We start from the raw sequence: 15,868 nt of genomic DNA, 5'->3' as shown, positions 1-15,868 counted from the left end.
GCCCGCCGTCCCGGGTGCGGGCAGATGGTCCCGCCGATCCCCGTCGGACGCCCTCGGCCCGCCGCCCGAGCGGCCCCGTGCCCGCGGCGTCGGCGACATCACCGCCCCCGCCTGCACGGTTCCTGGGCACGGATGCGGCAGGATGAACGTCATGGCACGACGCAGCAGCACCGCAGGCAGCGATGAGGACGAGAACATCGACGGCGTCGTCGTCGATGTCGACGTCACCAGTGAGATGGAGACCTCGTACCTCGAGTACGCGTACTCCGTCATCTACGCGCGTGCCCTGCCCGATGCCCGCGACGGCCTGAAGCCGGTGCAGCGCCGGATCCTGTACATGATGGACGACATGGGGCTGCGCCCCGACCGCGGGCACGTCAAGAGCCAGCGCGTGGTCGGCGAGGTGATGGGCAAGCTCCATCCCCACGGCGACAGCGCGATCTACGACGCCCTGGTGCGCATGGCGCAGAGCTTCTCGATGCGCATGCCGCTCGTGGACGGCCACGGCAACTTCGGCTCGCTCGACAACGGCCCGGCCGCCGCCCGCTACACCGAGGCGCGCATGGCCAGGGCCGCGCAGCTCATGACGGCCTCGCTCGACGAGGACGTCGTCGAGATGATCCCGAACTACGACAACCAGCTGCTGCAGCCCTCCGTGCTCCCCGCGCAGTATCCGAACCTCCTGGTCAACGGCGCCTCGGGGATCGCCGTCGGCATGGCCACGAACATGGCGCCGCACAACCTGGTGGAGGTCATCGCAGCGGCCCGCCACCTGATCTCCCACCCCGACGCGGACCTCGAGGACCTCATGCGCCTGGTCCCCGGCCCGGACCTGCCCACGGGCGGACGGATCGTGGGCCTGGACGGCGTGCGCGACGCGTACCGCACCGGTCGCGGCTCGTTCAAGATGCGCGCGACCACCAAGGTCGAGAACATCACCAGCCGCAAGAAGGGCATCATCGTCACCGAGCTGCCCTACCAGGTGGGGCCCGAGCGCTTCGCCGAGAAGCTGCGCGACGCGGTGCAGTCCAAGAAGGTCCAGGGCATCAGCAACTACCAGGACCTGACCGACCGCCGCCACGGACTGCGCCTCGAGCTCACGGTGAAGTCCGGTTTCAACCCCGAGGCCGTGCTGCAGCAGCTCTACCGCTTCACGCCGATGGAGGAGTCCTTCGGCATCAACAACGTGACGCTCGTCGAGGGGCAGCCGCGCACGCTCGGCCTCAAGCAGCTGCTCGAGGTGTTCATCGCGCACCGTCTGGACGTCGTGCGGCGCCGCACCGCCCACCGACTGGGCAAGCGCAAGGAGCGCCTGCACCTCGTCGAGGGCCTGCTGATCGCGATCCTCGACATCGACGAGGTCATCCAGATCATCCGCGCGGCCGACGACGGCGAGCGCGCCCGCACCGCCCTGATGGCCGCCTTCGACCTCTCCGAGGCGCAGGCCGAGTACATCCTCGAGCTGCGCCTGCGCCGCCTCACGAAGTTCTCCCGCATCGAGCTCGAGACCGAGCGCGACGAGCTGCGCGCCGAGATCGAGCGGCTCGAGGAGATCCTCGCCTCCGAGGAGCTGCTGCGGCAGGTCGTCTCCGACGAGCTCGCGCACGTCGCCGCCGAGCACGGGACCCCGCGCCGCACGGTGCTCCTGGAGGCGGGCTCGCAGCAGGCGACCTCGCAGGCCGCCCCGCTCGAGGTCGCCGACGAGCCCTGCCGCGTGCTGCTCTCCGGCAGCGGGCTCATCGCCCGTACGAGCGACGCCGAGGACGTGGTCCGCGAGGGCGGCCGCTCCTCGCACGACGTGGTGGTCGCCGACGTCCTCACCACCGCCCGCTCGCAGGTGGGAGCGGTGACCAACCTCGGACGCCTGCTGCACGTGGGCGTCGTGGAGCTGCCCGCGCTCGCCCCGACGGCGGGCCCGCCGAGCCTCGCAGGAGGCACGAAGCTCTCCGACCTGCTGACCCTGGAGAAGGGCGAGAGGGTGATCGGGCTCGTCCGTGCGGCGGGCGCGGATCTCGAGCGCGGTGGCAGCCTCGCGCTCGGCACGCGCCAGGGCGTCGTCAAGCGGGTGACGCTCGACTTCCCGCGCGGCGACGGCTTCGAGATCATCTCGCTCAAGGATCGCGACGAGGTCGTGGGCGTCGTCGACCTGCCCGAGGACTCCGCAGCGGGCGACACCGACCTGGTCCTCATCACCTCCGATGCGCATCTGCTGCACTTCCCCGCCTCGGGGGTGCGGCCGCAGGGCCGCGGCGCGGGCGGCGTCGCCGGGATCAAGCTCGCCGAGGGCGCGCACGTGGTCTCCTTCGGGGCGGTCGACGTCACCCGCGAGGCGGAGGTCGTGACGATCTCCGGCACCTCGGGCGCACTGCCGATGACCCAGACGGGATCGCTGAAGGTCAGCGCCTTCACCGAGTACCCGGCCAAGGGCCGTGCGACCGGCGGCGTGCGCTGCCACCGCTTCCTGCGGGGCGAGGACGCGCTGATCGGCGCCTGGGCCGTCAACTCCCCCGCCCGTGCCTGCTCGGAGGCCGGCCAGCCTGTGGACCTGCCCGGCCCCGTGGGGCGGCGCGACGGCTCGGGCTCGCCGGTCGCGGTCCCGATCGCCGCCGTCGGCTGACGGGCCGGCCGTCGGGCGGGCGGCCGCCTGGTGGCAGGGAGCGCGGGCGCGAGGACGTGTGGTCGTCGGCCATGCCCTCACCTGCCGCACTCGCAGCGACCCGTCTGGGCGGCAGGTCCTTCCCGAGCACCTCGAGGCACGGATCTCGGGGCCTTCCGTGCGTATCATCGCCGTCATGCCCGTCGCCTTCCCCCAGAGCACCCTGCGCAACCTGCCCAGTGCCCGATGCCTGTACGACGTGTGCGACGACAGGATGCGGAAGTCGATGAGGCCGACGCTCACGCCCTGGGAGATCTGGTTCGTCCCCGAGCGCTCGTTCGCCCCCGGCGAGCTGACGATCACCGTCGCCGCACCGACGAAGCCGATCATGCCGCTGTTCGCCACCGACAGGCGGATCATGCTCCACCGCGAGCACGGCGGCTACCTCCACAACGCCCCGCTCGTGCATCAGGAGTGGTCGTGGGACCAGCTCGCCGTCGTGGAGTCCACGGGGTGGACCGGCATCCGACTCGGGTGGAAGGACGGCAGCCGCACGATCGTGCGGGACACGAAGCGCTCCGTCGCGAAGAACGTCGTCGAACGACTGCGTCGAGCCCTCGACGTCCACCGCGCCGGCGGGTCGTTGCGAGAGCACTGGCAGAGCATCACCGGGATGACGCCGCAGTCCCGCGATCCCCGCATGGAGGCTCTCGAGTATCTGCGCGGCAGGGACACGAGCTCCGTCTCCGGGAACAGCTGGCACATCATGAAGGTGCTGGAGCGGGACGAGGTGCCCCTCTCGGCGCAGCAGTGGAGCCGGGGCCTCACGGTCAACAGCAGCGGCACGGACGAGCTCCTCGCCCAGGGCACCCGGATCTGGGTGATGACCGACCGCCGCCTGCTCGAGCTCCAGGGGGACACGTCCTTCCGGGTGAGCCGCCAGTGGGACGCCCACGACATCCTCGGAGCGCGCCTGCGGGACACGGAGCGCCGCACGACCGACACCCTGATCACGACCGCCGGCGAGATCCCGTTCCCCAGCGCACCCAGCGTCGAGAGGCCCACGATGAGCGACATCCGGGCGGTCTCGGCCATCAACGAGGCCGTCGAGGCGATCCGCCGCGGGTGACCCGCGGCGGGTGATCCCGTCGTACGTATCATCGCCGTCATGCCCGTCGCCTATCCCCAGCACGCCCTGCGCAATCTCACCAGCGCCCGCTGCCTGCGGGACATCTGCTCCGACCGGTTGACGCGGACCTCCGCCCACACCATCACGCCCTGGGAGATCTGGTTCCTGCCGGACCTGCTCATGGAGCCCGGCGAGCTCACGATCGCGGTCGCCGCTCCGCTGCGCCAGATGCGACCGCTCCTCCTCACCGACCGTCGGGTCATGATCCACCGCCAGCACGGCGAGCTCACGACGCAGCTGCCCACCGAGCACCGCGAGTGGACATGGGACCAGGTCACCGACATCTCGCGGAAGGGCCTGCGCGGCATCCGCGTGCGCTTCCGGGACGGCACGCACCTGGACGTGGCCGATCGCAGCCGTGCCGGCGCCAAGGACGTCGTCCGCCGTGCGCAGGCCGCTCTCGACGTCCTCTCCCGGGGCGGGTCCCTCGCCGAGCACTGGCAGCAGATCACCGGGATCACGCCTCGACGCATGGACCCCCGGCTCGAGGCCCTCGAGTTCCTGCGGGGTCGGGACGGCAGCAGCGTCGCCGGAGAGGCGACGGACATCATCGCCCGCCTCGACCCGGACGAAGTGCCGCTCGCCGCCCAGCGCTGGGACAAGGGGCTCGCCCTCGACACCCGCGGCACCGATCAGACCTTCATGGATGCGAAGCGCATCTGGCTGATGACCGACCGCCGATTCCTCGAGATGCAGGGCGAGATGGTCTTCCGCGTGCGCCGGCAGTGGCCCGCCGCCGAAGTGCGCGGCGCGAGACTGGGAGATCCGGCCCGTCGCACCCCGGACGTCGTCCTCATCGGCGAGGAGGAGATCCCCGCTCCCGACTCCCCCCGGACGGAACCCCCGCGCCCGGCCGACAATCACTTCGCCGCCGCCGTCGACGAGGCCGTCCGGCTCGTCCGCAGTCCCTGACAGGACCCGGACGCCGCATGCTCCGGGCGGATTCGTCCCCACCCCTGCACCGGCGGGCCGAAACGGTGCGACCATAGGGGCATGAGCACCACGACCAGCCCCGAAGACCTGCCCCAGGGAGTCACCCTCGAGGACCTGCACGGCACGCCCGCGCTCGTGGTGGACATCCCCGCATGCTCCGCCGTCATCCACCTCGACGGTGCGCACCTCACCTCCTGGGTGCCCGACGGCGAGGACGACGTCCTGTGGACGAGCCCCGACGCGGTCTACGCGGAGGGCGAGCCGATCCGCGGCGGCATCCCGCTGATCGGCCCCTGGTTCGGGCCCGGCCGCGACGGGCGCACCACGCCCTCCCACGGCTGGCTGCGCAATCACCGCTGGGAGGTCGTCGCGGGCGAGCACTTCCACGGCTGGGCCGACGAGGACGCGGACGTGGTGCATTCGGACTCCGTCGCGATCACCCTGGGCCTCGAGGGGGCGGACCCCTCCGGGCAGGGCATCGCCGCGCAGGTGCAGTTCGTGATCGGTGCGGATCACCTCCAGGTGCGTCTGGACGTGACCGCCGGCGACGAGCCCCTCGAGCTCGAGGCCGCCCTGCACACGTATCTCTCCGTGGGCGACGTCGAGGCGGCGCGCTTCACCGGCCTCACCGGCGCCTCCTACCTCGACAACCTGCGCGATCTCGCCCCGGCCGTGCAGGAGGGCGAGCCCGAGATCGACGGCCCTGTGGACCGGGTGTACGAGGTCTCCGGTCCCGTCACCGTGCACGACCCGGTGCTCGAGCGCGACATCGTGGTGAGCCCGCACGGCTCGAGCCGCACCGTGCTGTGGAACCCGTTCAGCGACGGCGCCGCGCACCTCGACGACATGCCGCTCGATGCGTGGAAGCAGTTCGTGTGCGTGGAGACCGCCGTCGCCAAGGACGGCTTCGTCGCCCTCGCCCCCGGCGCGACCCACTGCCTCAAGGCGCGCTACGAGGTCGCCCGGAGCTGAGCCCGGAGGCTCGCGGTGCCTGCCCGGCGGGCGGCGTCAGCGGACGGGCAGACCGTCGGCCGCGAGGGCTTCCTTCGCCTGGCCGATGGTGAGGGTGCCGAAATGGAAGACGCTCGCGGCGAGCACGGCGTCGGCGCCCGCCCGCACCGCCGGCGGGAAGTCCTCCGCGCGGCCCGCGCCGCCCGAGGCGATGAGCGGCACGTCCGCCGCCGCGCGGGCTGCGCGGATCAGCTCGAGGTCGAAGCCACTGGTGGTGCCGTCGGCGTCCATCGAGTTCAGCAGGATCTCGCCGGCGCCGCGCTCCGCGGCCTCGGCGATCCAGGCGATCGCGTCGATGCCGGTGCCGCGGCGGCCGCCGTGTGTGGTGACCTCGAAGCCCGAACCGGAGCGCGCGGGACCGTCGGGCGTCTCCTCGGTGACGCGGCGGACGTCGGCCGAGAGCACGAGCACCTGGTTGCCGAAGCGCTCGGCGATCTCGGTGATGACCTCGGGCCTGGCGATGGCGGCGGTGTTCACGCCGACCTTGTCGGCTCCGGCGCGCAGCAGCTGGTCGACGTCCTCCACCGAGCGCACTCCCCCGCCCACGGTGAGCGGGATCAGCACCTGCTCGGCGGTGCGCCGCACGACGTCGAGCATGGTGCCGCGGCCGCTCGCCGAGGCGCTCACGTCGAGGAAGGTGAGCTCGTCGGCCCCCTCCTCGCCGTAGCGGCGGGCGAGCTCGACCGGATCGCCCGCATCGCGCAGGCCCTGGAAGTTCACGCCCTTGACGACGCGGCCGTCGTCGACGTCCAGGCAGGGGATGACGCGGACGGCGAGGCTCATGCGTCGATCCTCTCGCGGTCCAGCTCCTCGGCCCCCTCGATGATGAACTGCTTGCGCGGGGCGACGTCGCTGCCCATGAGCAGGTCGAACATCGAGGCGGCGGCCTCCGCGTCCTCGATGCGCACGCGGCGCAGGGTGCGGTGGCGCGGGTCCATCGTGGTGTCGGCGAGCTGGTCGTCGTCCATCTCCCCCAGGCCCTTGTAGCGCTGGATCGGCTCCTTGTACCGCTTGCCGCGCTTGTCCAGGCTCTTCAGAAGACGGTTCAGCTCGTTCTCCGAGTACGTGTAGACGTACTCGTTCTTCTTCTTGCCGCCGTGGATGATCTCCACGCGGTGCAGAGGCGGCACGGCGGCGAAGATCCGTCCGGCCTCGAGCATCGGACGCATGTAGCGGTGGAAGAGGGTCAGCAGCAGGGTGCGGATGTGGGCGCCGTCGACGTCGGCGTCGCTCATCATGATGATCTTCCCGTAGCGCGCCTGCTCGAGGTCGAAGGTGCGGCCGGACCCCGCGCCGAGCACCTGGATGATCGCGGCGCACTCGGTGTTCTTGAGCATGTCCGTGATGGAGGCCTTCTGGACGTTCAGGATCTTGCCGCGGATCGGCAGCAGCGCCTGGAACTCGGAGTTGCGCGCGTTCTTCGCGGTGCCCAGCGCGCTGTCGCCCTCGACGATGAACAGCTCGGAGCGCTCGACGTCGGTCGAGCGGCAGTCGGCGAGCTTGGTGGGCATCGTCGAGGACTCCAGGGCGTTCTTGCGGCGGGAGACCTCCTTGTGCATGCGCGCGGCGATGCGGGCGCGCATCTCGGAGACCACCTTGTCGACGACGAGCGCCCCCTGCTCCTTCTCCTCCTTCTTCGTGGAGGTGAGGAAGCCGGTGAGCTGCTGCTCGACGACCTTGGAGACGATCTGCCGCACCGCCGGGGTGCCCAGCACCTCCTTCGTCTGGCCCTCGAACTGCGGCTCCTCGAGGCGCACGGTGACCACGGCGGTGAGACCGGCGAGCGCATCGTCCTTCTCGATCTTCTCGTTCTTCGCGTTGAACTTCACGCGGCGCGCCTGGTTCTCGACCTGCTTGCGCAGCGTCCTCAGCAGCGCCTGCTCGAAGCCCGAGGTGTGGGTGCCGCCCTTGGGGGTCGCCACGATGTTCACGAAGGACCGCAGGGTGGTGTCGTAGTCGGCGCCCCAGCGCAGTGCCACGTCGACCTCGCACGTGCGGTCGACGTCCTTGGAGACCATGTGGCCCTTGGAGTCGAGCACGGGGATGGTCTCCGTGTAGTCGCCGCTGCCCTGCAGGCGGATCACGTCGGTGATCTTCTGGTCCTGCGCGAGGTACTCGACGAACTCGGAGATGCCGCCGTCGTAGCGGAAGGACCGCTCCTCGTCCTGATCGGGGCTGCGCTCGGGCCGACGGTCCGAGATCGTGATTCCCAGGCCCGGCACCAGGAACGCGGTCTGGCGCGCGCGGCGCACGAGCTCCTCGCTCGAGAAGTGGGAGCCCTTGATGAAGATCTGGGGATCGGCCCAGTAGCGCACGCGGGTGCCGGAGACGCCGCGCTTGACCTTCCCGACCCTGCGCAGCTCGGCGGGGCCGTCGGCGGCGGTGAACGGGGCGTCGGGCCCCGGGGCGTCGGCGCCGTCGGCGAAGACGCCCGGGACGCCGCGCTGGAAGCTCATGGCGTAGGTGACCCCGGCGCGGTCGACCTCGACGTCCAGGCGGGCCGACAGCGCGTTGACGACGCTCGCGCCCACGCCGTGCAGGCCGCCCGAGGCGGCATAGGAGCCGCCGCCGAACTTCCCTCCGGCGTGCAGCTTCGTGTAGACGACCTCGACGCCGGTCAGGCCCGTGCGCGGCTCGGTGTCCACGGGCACGCCGCGCCCGGAGTCCCGGACCTCGACAGAGGCGTCCTCGTGGAGGATGACCTCGATGCTCTCGCCGTTGCCGCCCAGGGCCTCGTCCACGGAGTTGTCGAGGATCTCCCACAGGCAGTGCATGAGCCCGCGCGAATCGGTCGACCCGATGTACATGCCGGGGCGCTTGCGGACGGCCTCGAGGCCCTCGAGCACCTGCAGATGGCGGGCGTCGTAGGCGGCCTGCTTGGAGGCGGACTTCGCCGGGGCCTTCGTCGAGCGCTTCGCGGCGGGCTTCGCGGATGACGACGCGGAGCCCTCCGGGGACGGGGACTCGGCGGTCGGGGACTCGGAGGACGCGGTGGTGTCTGACACGCGCGTCATTCTACGGCGGCGAGCCCGACGACCAGGGCCGACGGGCGTCCCCGGCGTGGCGGGGCGCACGGGCGTTGCGCGGTGAGCGAACCGGAGGCGCGGATCACGCCGCCGACGCCCGCGCGGTGCTTGAATGTGGGGCATGAACACGACCGTCGAAGCCCCGCGACTGACCGCGCACGACCGCTGCGACCGCTGCGGCGCCCAGGCCTACGTCAAGGTCTCCCTCTCCGCCGGTGGCGAGCTGCTGTTCTGCGGGCACCACGCCCGCGCGCACGAGGACGCCTTCCGTCCGCTCGCCTCGGAGGTCATCGACGAGACCGAGCGCCTGCACGCCCGCCCGGTGCCGGTCGAGGACTGATCCCGCACACTCCCTGACTCACGAGGGCCCCGCATCCGCCGAGGATGCGGGGCCCTCGTGCGTCCGGTGGGTCCGATCAGCGCGTGCCGACCTCGCGCAGCGGGATCGGCACGCCGATCTCGGGGAGGACCGTCCGCACGCCGTCGACCTCGAGGCGCTCGGGGTGGAAGCCGTGCAGGGCGATCACGCGGGCGGGGCCGATCCGCTCGACGATCTCGCGCAGCGCGAGCGGGCCGGCATGTCCCGAGGAGCCGGCCGGCACCGTCGCGAGTCCGAAGCGCTCGAGCCAGTCCTGCCACACGTCCCAGTCGCGCATGAACGGGCCCAGCGGCTCGCCCTGCGAATGGATCCAGGCGCTCGTGGGCCCCAGCGGGAGGTCGAGGAGGGAGGTGAAGTCCTCGGGGTCGATCTGGACGAGGAAGCGATCGGGGGCTGCCTGGACCGCGTCGATGCCGACGGTGCGCGCCGCGCTCCGCTCGCGACCGGCGGCGAGCTCCCCCGCCCGGCGCTGGCTCCCGGACTGGGGCCGCGTCCCGTCCCAGGTGACGACGCCCCCGATCCCCATCGCGGTGAGCACGGCGGCGTGGCGTCCCGGCCACACGAGCGTGCGCCCTGCGTCGGCGGCGGTGCGGACGAGCAGTGCGGCGCGGTCGACGTCCCGCTCGTACGCGCTCAGAAGCATGAGGTCCTCGCTGCCGGCCAGCGCCTCGGTGACGACGCGCGCGATCTCCTCCTCGCTGCGGGGCTCGAGGGGCGGCGGGTCGAAGCTCAGCATCGTCGTCTCGCACACGAGCACGTCGGCCCCACGCGCGGCCTCGAGGAAGGCGCGCGAGTGCACCCCGTCCTCGCGGTGCAGGTTCACGTCCCCGGTGTAGGCGAGGGCTCCGTCGGGGGCGCGCACGATGGTGCCGATCGCACCGCGCACGTCGTGGTCCACCCGGTGCACGGTGACCGCAAGGTCCGCGACGGCGACCTCCTGCCCCTCCTCGATCGGAGTGAGACGAGCGGCGGTCCCCGGCGTCGTGGCACCCGCCTCCTCGAGCGCGCGATGCAGGGCGATCGTCTCGGGATGGGCGAGGACCCGGACCTCGGGCCGCAGGTGCGCCAGCAGCCCGTCGTGGTCGATGTGGGCGTGGGAGAGGACGACGACGAGCGGTCGGGGATCCGCGGCCACGAGCGCCTGCACGTCCTGTGCGCCGGGCCCGACGGCGCGCAGCTCCTCCGGCGCGAACAGCCCGGCGATCCGCGGCGCGACACCCAGGCGCAGGCGATCGGCGAGACCGTGGCCCTCGCGCACGCGGGTGCTCTCGCGCAGCAGGTCCGCCTCGCCCGGGATGTCCTCGCCGATGTCCAGCAGCACGCGGGCGCGCGCGGTGCTGATCAGCACCTTGGTGCCGCCGATGACGCGCACCCCGCCATGGATCTCGATGCTCGTGCCCGTCGTCTCGTCCATCTGCTCGCTCCCCGTCGTTCCCGGCTGTCTCGTCGTCCCCGTCGGCCCGGTCCCCTGCCCGCTGATCCGTCCGCTCATCCGCGCACCGCCCCGTCGGTCGAGAAGGCGCCGCGCACGAAGTACTTCTGGAGGAACAGGAAGAGCAGGATCACCGGGATCGTCGTGAAGACGACCGCGGCGCTCATCCCGGTCCAGTCGTTGCCGTTCTCGGACTGGAAGGTCTGCAGCCCCACCTCGATGGGGCGCAGCTGATCGGACTTGGTCATGAAGTACGGCCAGACGAACGAGTTCCAGGAGCCCATGAAGGCGTTCAGGCCCACGAGGATCATCGTGGGCACGGCGAGCGGCCCGGCGACCTGCGCGAGCATGCGCACCGGGCCCGCGCCGTCGAGCTCGGCGGCCTCGAAGATCTCGGCGGGCAGGGTCTGGAAGAACTGCCGCAGCAGGAAGATCCCGAACACGGACGCGCCCCACGGGAGGATCTGGATCGCATAGGTGTCGTAGAGGCCCATCTTCTGGGCGAGCAGGAAGTTCGGCACCAGCAGCACCGTCTGCGGGACCATCATCACGCTCATCACCAGCAGGAACAGCACCCCGCGGCCGCGGAACCGCATGCGTGCGAAGGCGAAGGCCGCGAGCAGTCCCGTGAGCAGCGTCAGCCCCACGACGCACACCGCGATGAACACCGTGTTGCCGAAGTAGCGCGGCCAGGGCGCGGCCGCCCACGCCCGCGCATAGTTCTGCGCGGCGGCCTCGACGTAGTGGCCCCATTCGCCCGGGGGCCGGATCCGCGGCGGGAGCGTGTACACGTCGTCGGGCGAGGAGATCGAGGTGTACAGCGTCCACAGCAGGGGGAAGAGGAAGGCGAGCGCCGCGAGGACGGCGAGGACCGACAGCACCCGCTGGACGGGCCGGGGCCGACGGCGCCTGCGCGGGATCTCCTCCCCCGTGCTGCTGCGCAGCGTCGTGCTCGTGCTGGTCATCGGCTCACTCGCCTCCTCGTCCCTCGTGTCGCCCGTGGACCGTGTGGTCCTCGTGGTCCCTGCCCGCGCCGCCTCAGCCCAGCGCCTCGGCCTTCTTCTGCGCGTCGGCGAGGGCGTCGGCCGGCTTCGCCTTGCCCTGCAAGGCGTCCTGCAGCGCGACCGAGAGCAGGCCGGAGGCCTCGGTGACGCTCGTGACCGGGGGCAGGGAACGCGCGGTGTCGAGCTGCTTCACGGCATCGGTGATCCACGGGCGCTCCTCGACGACCTTCTTCATGGCGTCCTGCTCGAGGGAGGCGGAGCTGACGGGGAGGTACCCGGTGGCAGCCGCCCAGGAGGCCTGCTGCTCCGGCGTGGTGATGAACTGCATGAACTCCCAGGCGGCGGCGCGCTCCTGATCGCTCGCATCGGCGAACAGGACGATGTTGGTGCCGGCCAGCTGGTTCGCCGCACCGGAGGGCCCCTCCGGGAGGGCGCTCACGCCCATCTCGAACTTCCCGCCGACAGCCTGCTCGTTGAACGGGAACGAGGCCACGGAGGAGACGTCGAAGGCCCCCCTCTCGGCGCCCAGGGCCTCCTGGCCGGGATAGCCCGAGGCGATCGCGAGCGCGCCCGCGTCCTTGAGGTCCACGAGGTACTCGAGGGCCTTCACGCAGCCGTCCTCGGAGAACTGCGGCGTGCCGTCGTCGGCGAAGACCGTGCTGCCCATGGACTCGGCGAGGATCTCGTAGAGGGCCGTGCCGCCGGCGGGCCCCTTGGCGCTGCCGGGGTCGATGGACAGGGCGACCACACCGTCCTTCGAGACGTCCTTGCTGACCTTCGCGAAGTCGTCCCAGGTCTTCGGCTCCTCCTTCACCATCTCCGCATTGCGGTAGACGACCACGACGGACTTGTTGAAGGGCCACATCCAGATCTTGCCGTCGGTGAGCTGCATGTCCTTCTTCACGGCCTCGGCGAAGTCCGCGTAGTCCTCGTTGGCCTTCGCGTACGCGTCCAGGGGCACGATGACCTTCGAGTCGGCGTACTCGCTGGCCCAGTTGCCGTAGGCCTGGGCGATCGTGGGCGCGCTTCCCGCGCCGACCTGCGCCTTGGTCTTGGTCTGCAGGGTGCCGTAATCGGGCTGGTCCTGCAGCTCGATGGTGACGTTCGGATGGTCCTTCCCGAAGTCGGAGACGATCTTCTCGAGCGCGGTCTTCTGATCGCCCGAGGCCATGGCGTGCATGAACGTGATGGTGGTCTTCGCGTCGGGGTCGAAGGACGGCACGGCGTCGCTGCCGGAGTCGTCGCCGTCGCTGGAGCCGGAGGATCCGGACGAGCAGGCGGCGAGGGCCAGAGCGCTCGCCGAGGCAGCGGCGCCGGCGAGGACGGTGCGGCGCGTGGGCGCCGAAGCGATGCGGGACGAGATGCTGTGTGCGGTGCGGGCGGAGGTGCGGCGCATGGCGGTCATCGGGTTCTCCTGGGTGAGAGTGCGGGTGGGCACGGCGGGGCGATGAGTGGCAGAGGTCGTCGGGAGCGGGGCGGTCGAGGGCACGGCGGGCCGGTCGGCGGAGGACGGCCGATCATCGCGAGAGCCTCGCGGAGATCCGCAGCTGGATGATCGAGAGCACGAGGGTGATGAGGAACAGCACCACCGCGAGCGCCGCCCCGTAGCCGGTGTTCCCGAGCACGAACGCCTGCTGGTAGAGCTGGAAGCCGATCGTGGAGGTCGAGTAGCCGGGGCCGCCGCCGGTGAGCACGAAGAACTGGGTGAAGGCCTGCAGGGACGAGATCGAGGAGATGATCACGACGAAGGCCACGTACGGGATGAGCTGCGGAAGGGTGACCCGGCTGAACTCCTGCCAGGGGTTCGCGCCGTCGACCTTCGCCGCTTCGGACAGCTCCCCGCTGGTGGTCATCAGTCCACCCACGAACACGAGGACCAGGAACCCGACCTCGTGCCAGACGGAGTAGACGATGATCGAGAGCATCGCGGAGCGGGAGTCGCCCAGCCAGTCGATCACCGGCAGGTGCAGGAGCGAGAGGACCCCGTTGGCGAGTCCGAAGCGCGGGTTGAAGATCCACAGCCAGATGAGGGCCGTGGCGACCCCCGGGGCGATGTAGGCGAGGAAGAAGCTGGTGCGGGCGGCCGCCATGAGCTTCGAGCCGCGCCGCACCAGCAGGGCGAGCAGCAGGGCGAGGATCGTGCCGACCACGACGTTGGCGATCACGAAGTAGCAGGAGACCCCGAAGGTCTGCCAGAACGAGGGGTTGGTGCTCCCCGAGAGCATGTCCCGGTAGTTGCCCAGCCCGATGAACTCGCTCATCGCGGGGTTCAGCTGGTTCCAGTCGAAGGCCGAGACCCGGAAGGTGTACAGCGTCGGGAAGATCGTCCAGATCCCGAAGATCGCGATGGCGGGGGCGACGAACAGGTAGGCGATCGGAGAGGTCAGGGCGCGACGGGCACGGCTGCGGCGGCGGGCGGGGCCGGTGCGGGGCGCGGGCTTCCCCGGCCGGCCGGCGCCGGCCGGCCGGAGCGTCTGCGGAAGGGAGCTCTCACTCGTCGACATGACCGCTCACCACCTCGAGGATCCGGTCCTGGACGGCTCCCGCGCCCTCGCCGAGCCGGAGCTCGAGGGCCCCTCCGAGCGCCTCGACGAGCGCATGCTGCGCCAGCCGCGAGGGGCTGTGGAACTCGTCCTGGTAGTGACGGTGCGGGAGCGGCGTGATGTGGGTGCGGCCGACGGCCTGCTCCAGTGGGGTGCCGAGGAAGGCGGTCAGCGCGATGGTGCGCGCACCCGCTCCCGCGGCCGCGCGCACGCAGCGCAGGGTCTGGGCGTTCACGCCGGAGGCGGAGATCGCCATGCAGAGGTCCTCGGGGCCCAGCGCGGCCGCGGCGATCTCCGCGTCCAAGGGGTCGGCCGGCGAGATCACGGTGAGCCCCAGGCGCAGCAGACGCGCGCTGAGCGCCGCTCCCACGGATGCGCTCAGTCCGCCGGCGACCACGAGCACCCGGCGGGCGGCGGCGAGCTCGGCGACGGTGCTCTGCAGCGGCTCCTCCTGGAGCATGTCGGTGGCCTGAACGGTCTGCTCGGCGAGCGCGCGGGCCGCGCCGATCACCGTGTCCGGGGATTCCTGGGCGCCGCCTCGCTCGCCTGCCGCGTCGCGCACCGCGAGCACCCGCAGCTGCTGGAAGCCGGTGTAGCCGAGGCGCTGGCAGGTCCGCACGACGCTCGCCCGGGACGTGCCCGAGAGCTCTGCGACCTGCGCGGTGGACAGCTCCGGGAGCTCCTCGGCGTGGGAGACGAGCACGCGCGCCACCTGCTCCTCGGCGGGGCCCAGGGTGGGCGCGGCGGCCGCGAGGCGGGAGGCGAGCGTGGGGGCGCTCGCGCGGTTCGACGGCCGTGCGGTGCTCATCGGGCGAGGTCCCGGCTGGGGGCGAACGCCTCGGCGTCGGCGGCGAAGCGGCGCAGGGCGGGCAGCAGCTCGGACAGATGGTGGCCCCGCTGGACGGCCAGAGCCTGCGGAGGCAGCGCGCTGTCCCCCCACGCGCCGGTGATGAGCATGCCCACGGCGCCGAGCTCGACGGCGGGGGCGACGTCGTTGCGCCAGTTGTCGCCGATCGAGACGAGGTGGTGGGCGGGCTCGTCGCCGAGGAGGACGCGCAGGTGCTCGGGCATCCGGGAGGGCTTCTTCGCGCCGACGACGATCTGGTCGAAGCGTCCGCGCACGCCCAGGTGGACGAGGGTCTCGTCCATGCCGACGGCGGGCGAGTTCGTCAGCAGGGCGCGCCGCACCCCTGCCTCGGCGAGCTCGTCCAGGAGGGCGATCAGGCCTTCCGGGGGTCGCACGCCCAGATCGTCGTGGACGAGACGGCGGCGGGAGTCGAGGTAGGCCTCGGAGAGCTCGTCCCCGAGGATCGGCCGGGCGAGCGCGGCGAGGGCGACGTAGGCGTCGGCGTGGTGGTCGGGCGAGAGGCCCGCCATCCAGTCCTCGAAGCGGAAGCGGACGCTGCGTGCGTCGGCTGCGGGCATGCGTGCGCAGGCCGCCTCGGCGTAGGCGAGGACGGGACCGTCGCCCAGGCACACCGTGCCGTCGAAGTCGAAGACGACGACGGGTCCTGCGGCGGGATGCAGGGAGGTCGACAGCGGCGGGGTGTCCGGGATCACGGTGCGAGCCTAGGCCGCGCTGGAACGGATGACCAGACTTTCCGGAACATCCGGAACGGATGTTCGTCGGGTGTTCACGCCCCGTCCGCGGTGCCGTGCGTCCGCGGCGTCGTGCATCCCCGGCGCCGCGCCCGCGCCATGCACGACGGCCCGGCACCTGCGGGAGGTGCCGGGCCGTCGTGCGCTGAGCGGAGG

13 protein-coding genes are annotated in these 15,868 nt (G+C 71.7%); 5 read left to right on the top strand and 8 right to left on the bottom strand.

Annotation, left to right across the window (positions count from 1 at the left end; translation table 11 throughout):
• Positions 1–151: 151 nt before the first annotated feature.
• The 4 genes from MHY49_RS05735 (at position 152) to MHY49_RS05720 (ending at position 5,690) form a co-directional block, all read left to right on the top strand.
• Positions 152–2,617: a DNA topoisomerase (ATP-hydrolyzing) subunit A gene (locus tag MHY49_RS05735; RefSeq protein ID WP_239203113.1), complete on the top strand. Its 2,466-nt coding sequence runs from the start codon at positions 152–154 to the stop codon at positions 2,615–2,617.
• 175 nt (positions 2,618–2,792) lie between these two features.
• Positions 2,793–3,725: a hypothetical protein gene (locus MHY49_RS05730; protein ID WP_239203112.1), complete on the top strand. Its 933-nt coding sequence runs from the start codon at positions 2,793–2,795 to the stop codon at positions 3,723–3,725.
• 39 nt (positions 3,726–3,764) lie between these two features.
• Positions 3,765–4,697, top strand: coding sequence for a hypothetical protein (locus MHY49_RS05725; protein ID WP_239203111.1), 933 nt, complete (start codon positions 3,765–3,767; stop codon positions 4,695–4,697).
• An 81-nt stretch (positions 4,698–4,778) separates the two neighbouring features.
• Positions 4,779–5,690 carry a D-hexose-6-phosphate mutarotase gene (locus tag MHY49_RS05720; RefSeq protein WP_239203110.1) on the top strand — a complete coding sequence of 304 codons (912 nt, stop codon included), beginning with the start codon at positions 4,779–4,781 and terminating at the stop codon, positions 5,688–5,690.
• Positions 5,691–5,726: 36 nt separating this feature from the next.
• Here MHY49_RS05720 and hisF read toward each other — a convergent pair whose 3' ends face one another.
• Together hisF and MHY49_RS05710 are read right to left on the bottom strand one after the other, a co-directional pair.
• Positions 5,727–6,512 carry an imidazole glycerol phosphate synthase subunit HisF gene (hisF, locus tag MHY49_RS05715; RefSeq protein WP_239203109.1) on the bottom strand — a complete coding sequence of 262 codons (786 nt, stop codon included), beginning with the start codon at positions 6,510–6,512 and terminating at the stop codon, positions 5,727–5,729.
• Positions 6,509–8,581 carry a type IIA DNA topoisomerase subunit B gene (locus tag MHY49_RS05710; RefSeq protein ID WP_370646006.1) on the bottom strand — a complete coding sequence of 691 codons (2,073 nt, stop codon included), beginning with the start codon at positions 8,579–8,581 and terminating at the stop codon, positions 6,509–6,511. Before MHY49_RS05710 ends, hisF begins: the two co-directional genes overlap by 4 nt.
• 295 nt (positions 8,582–8,876) lie before the next feature.
• On the opposite strand from MHY49_RS05710, the gene MHY49_RS05705 reads away from it, so the two are divergent.
• The gene (locus tag MHY49_RS05705; protein ID WP_152353098.1) at positions 8,877–9,095 is read left to right on the top strand and encodes a hypothetical protein; all 219 of its coding nucleotides are present in this window, start codon (positions 8,877–8,879) and stop codon (positions 9,093–9,095) included.
• Between the two features lie 76 nt (positions 9,096–9,171).
• Here the strand turns inward: MHY49_RS05705 and MHY49_RS05700 are convergent, their stop codons facing one another.
• The 6 genes from MHY49_RS05700 to MHY49_RS05675 form a co-directional block, all read right to left on the bottom strand.
• Positions 9,172–10,548: an MBL fold metallo-hydrolase gene (locus MHY49_RS05700; protein ID WP_239203108.1), complete on the bottom strand. Its 1,377-nt coding sequence runs from the start codon at positions 10,546–10,548 to the stop codon at positions 9,172–9,174.
• Positions 10,549–10,622: 74 nt separating this feature from the next.
• Positions 10,623–11,531: a carbohydrate ABC transporter permease gene (locus tag MHY49_RS05695; RefSeq protein ID WP_239203107.1), complete on the bottom strand. Its 909-nt coding sequence runs from the start codon at positions 11,529–11,531 to the stop codon at positions 10,623–10,625.
• Between the two features lie 73 nt (positions 11,532–11,604).
• On the bottom strand, positions 11,605–12,975 hold the full coding sequence (locus tag MHY49_RS05690) for an ABC transporter substrate-binding protein (RefSeq protein WP_239203106.1): 1,371 nt from the start codon (positions 12,973–12,975) through the stop codon (positions 11,605–11,607).
• Positions 12,976–13,087: 112 nt separating this feature from the next.
• Positions 13,088–14,074, bottom strand: a complete 987-nt coding sequence (locus MHY49_RS05685) for a carbohydrate ABC transporter permease (RefSeq protein WP_239203105.1) — start codon at positions 14,072–14,074, stop codon at positions 13,088–13,090.
• On the bottom strand, positions 14,061–14,921 hold the full coding sequence (locus MHY49_RS05680) for a MurR/RpiR family transcriptional regulator (protein WP_239203104.1): 861 nt from the start codon (positions 14,919–14,921) through the stop codon (positions 14,061–14,063). Before MHY49_RS05680 ends, MHY49_RS05685 begins: the two co-directional genes overlap by 14 nt.
• A complete protein-coding gene (locus MHY49_RS05675) occupies positions 14,918–15,673 on the bottom strand; it encodes an HAD family hydrolase (RefSeq protein WP_239203103.1) in 756 nt (251 codons plus the stop codon). The genes MHY49_RS05680 and MHY49_RS05675 overlap by 4 nt, the downstream gene beginning before the upstream one ends.
• Positions 15,674–15,868 lie beyond the last annotated feature (195 nt).

This window comes from Brachybacterium sp. ACRRE (assembly GCF_022346485.1).
GTDB lineage: Bacteria > Actinomycetota > Actinomycetes > Actinomycetales > Dermabacteraceae > Brachybacterium > Brachybacterium halotolerans.
The sequence above is the reverse complement of the archived record's forward strand: the minus strand, read 5'-3'. Positions and strand labels throughout refer to the sequence as shown.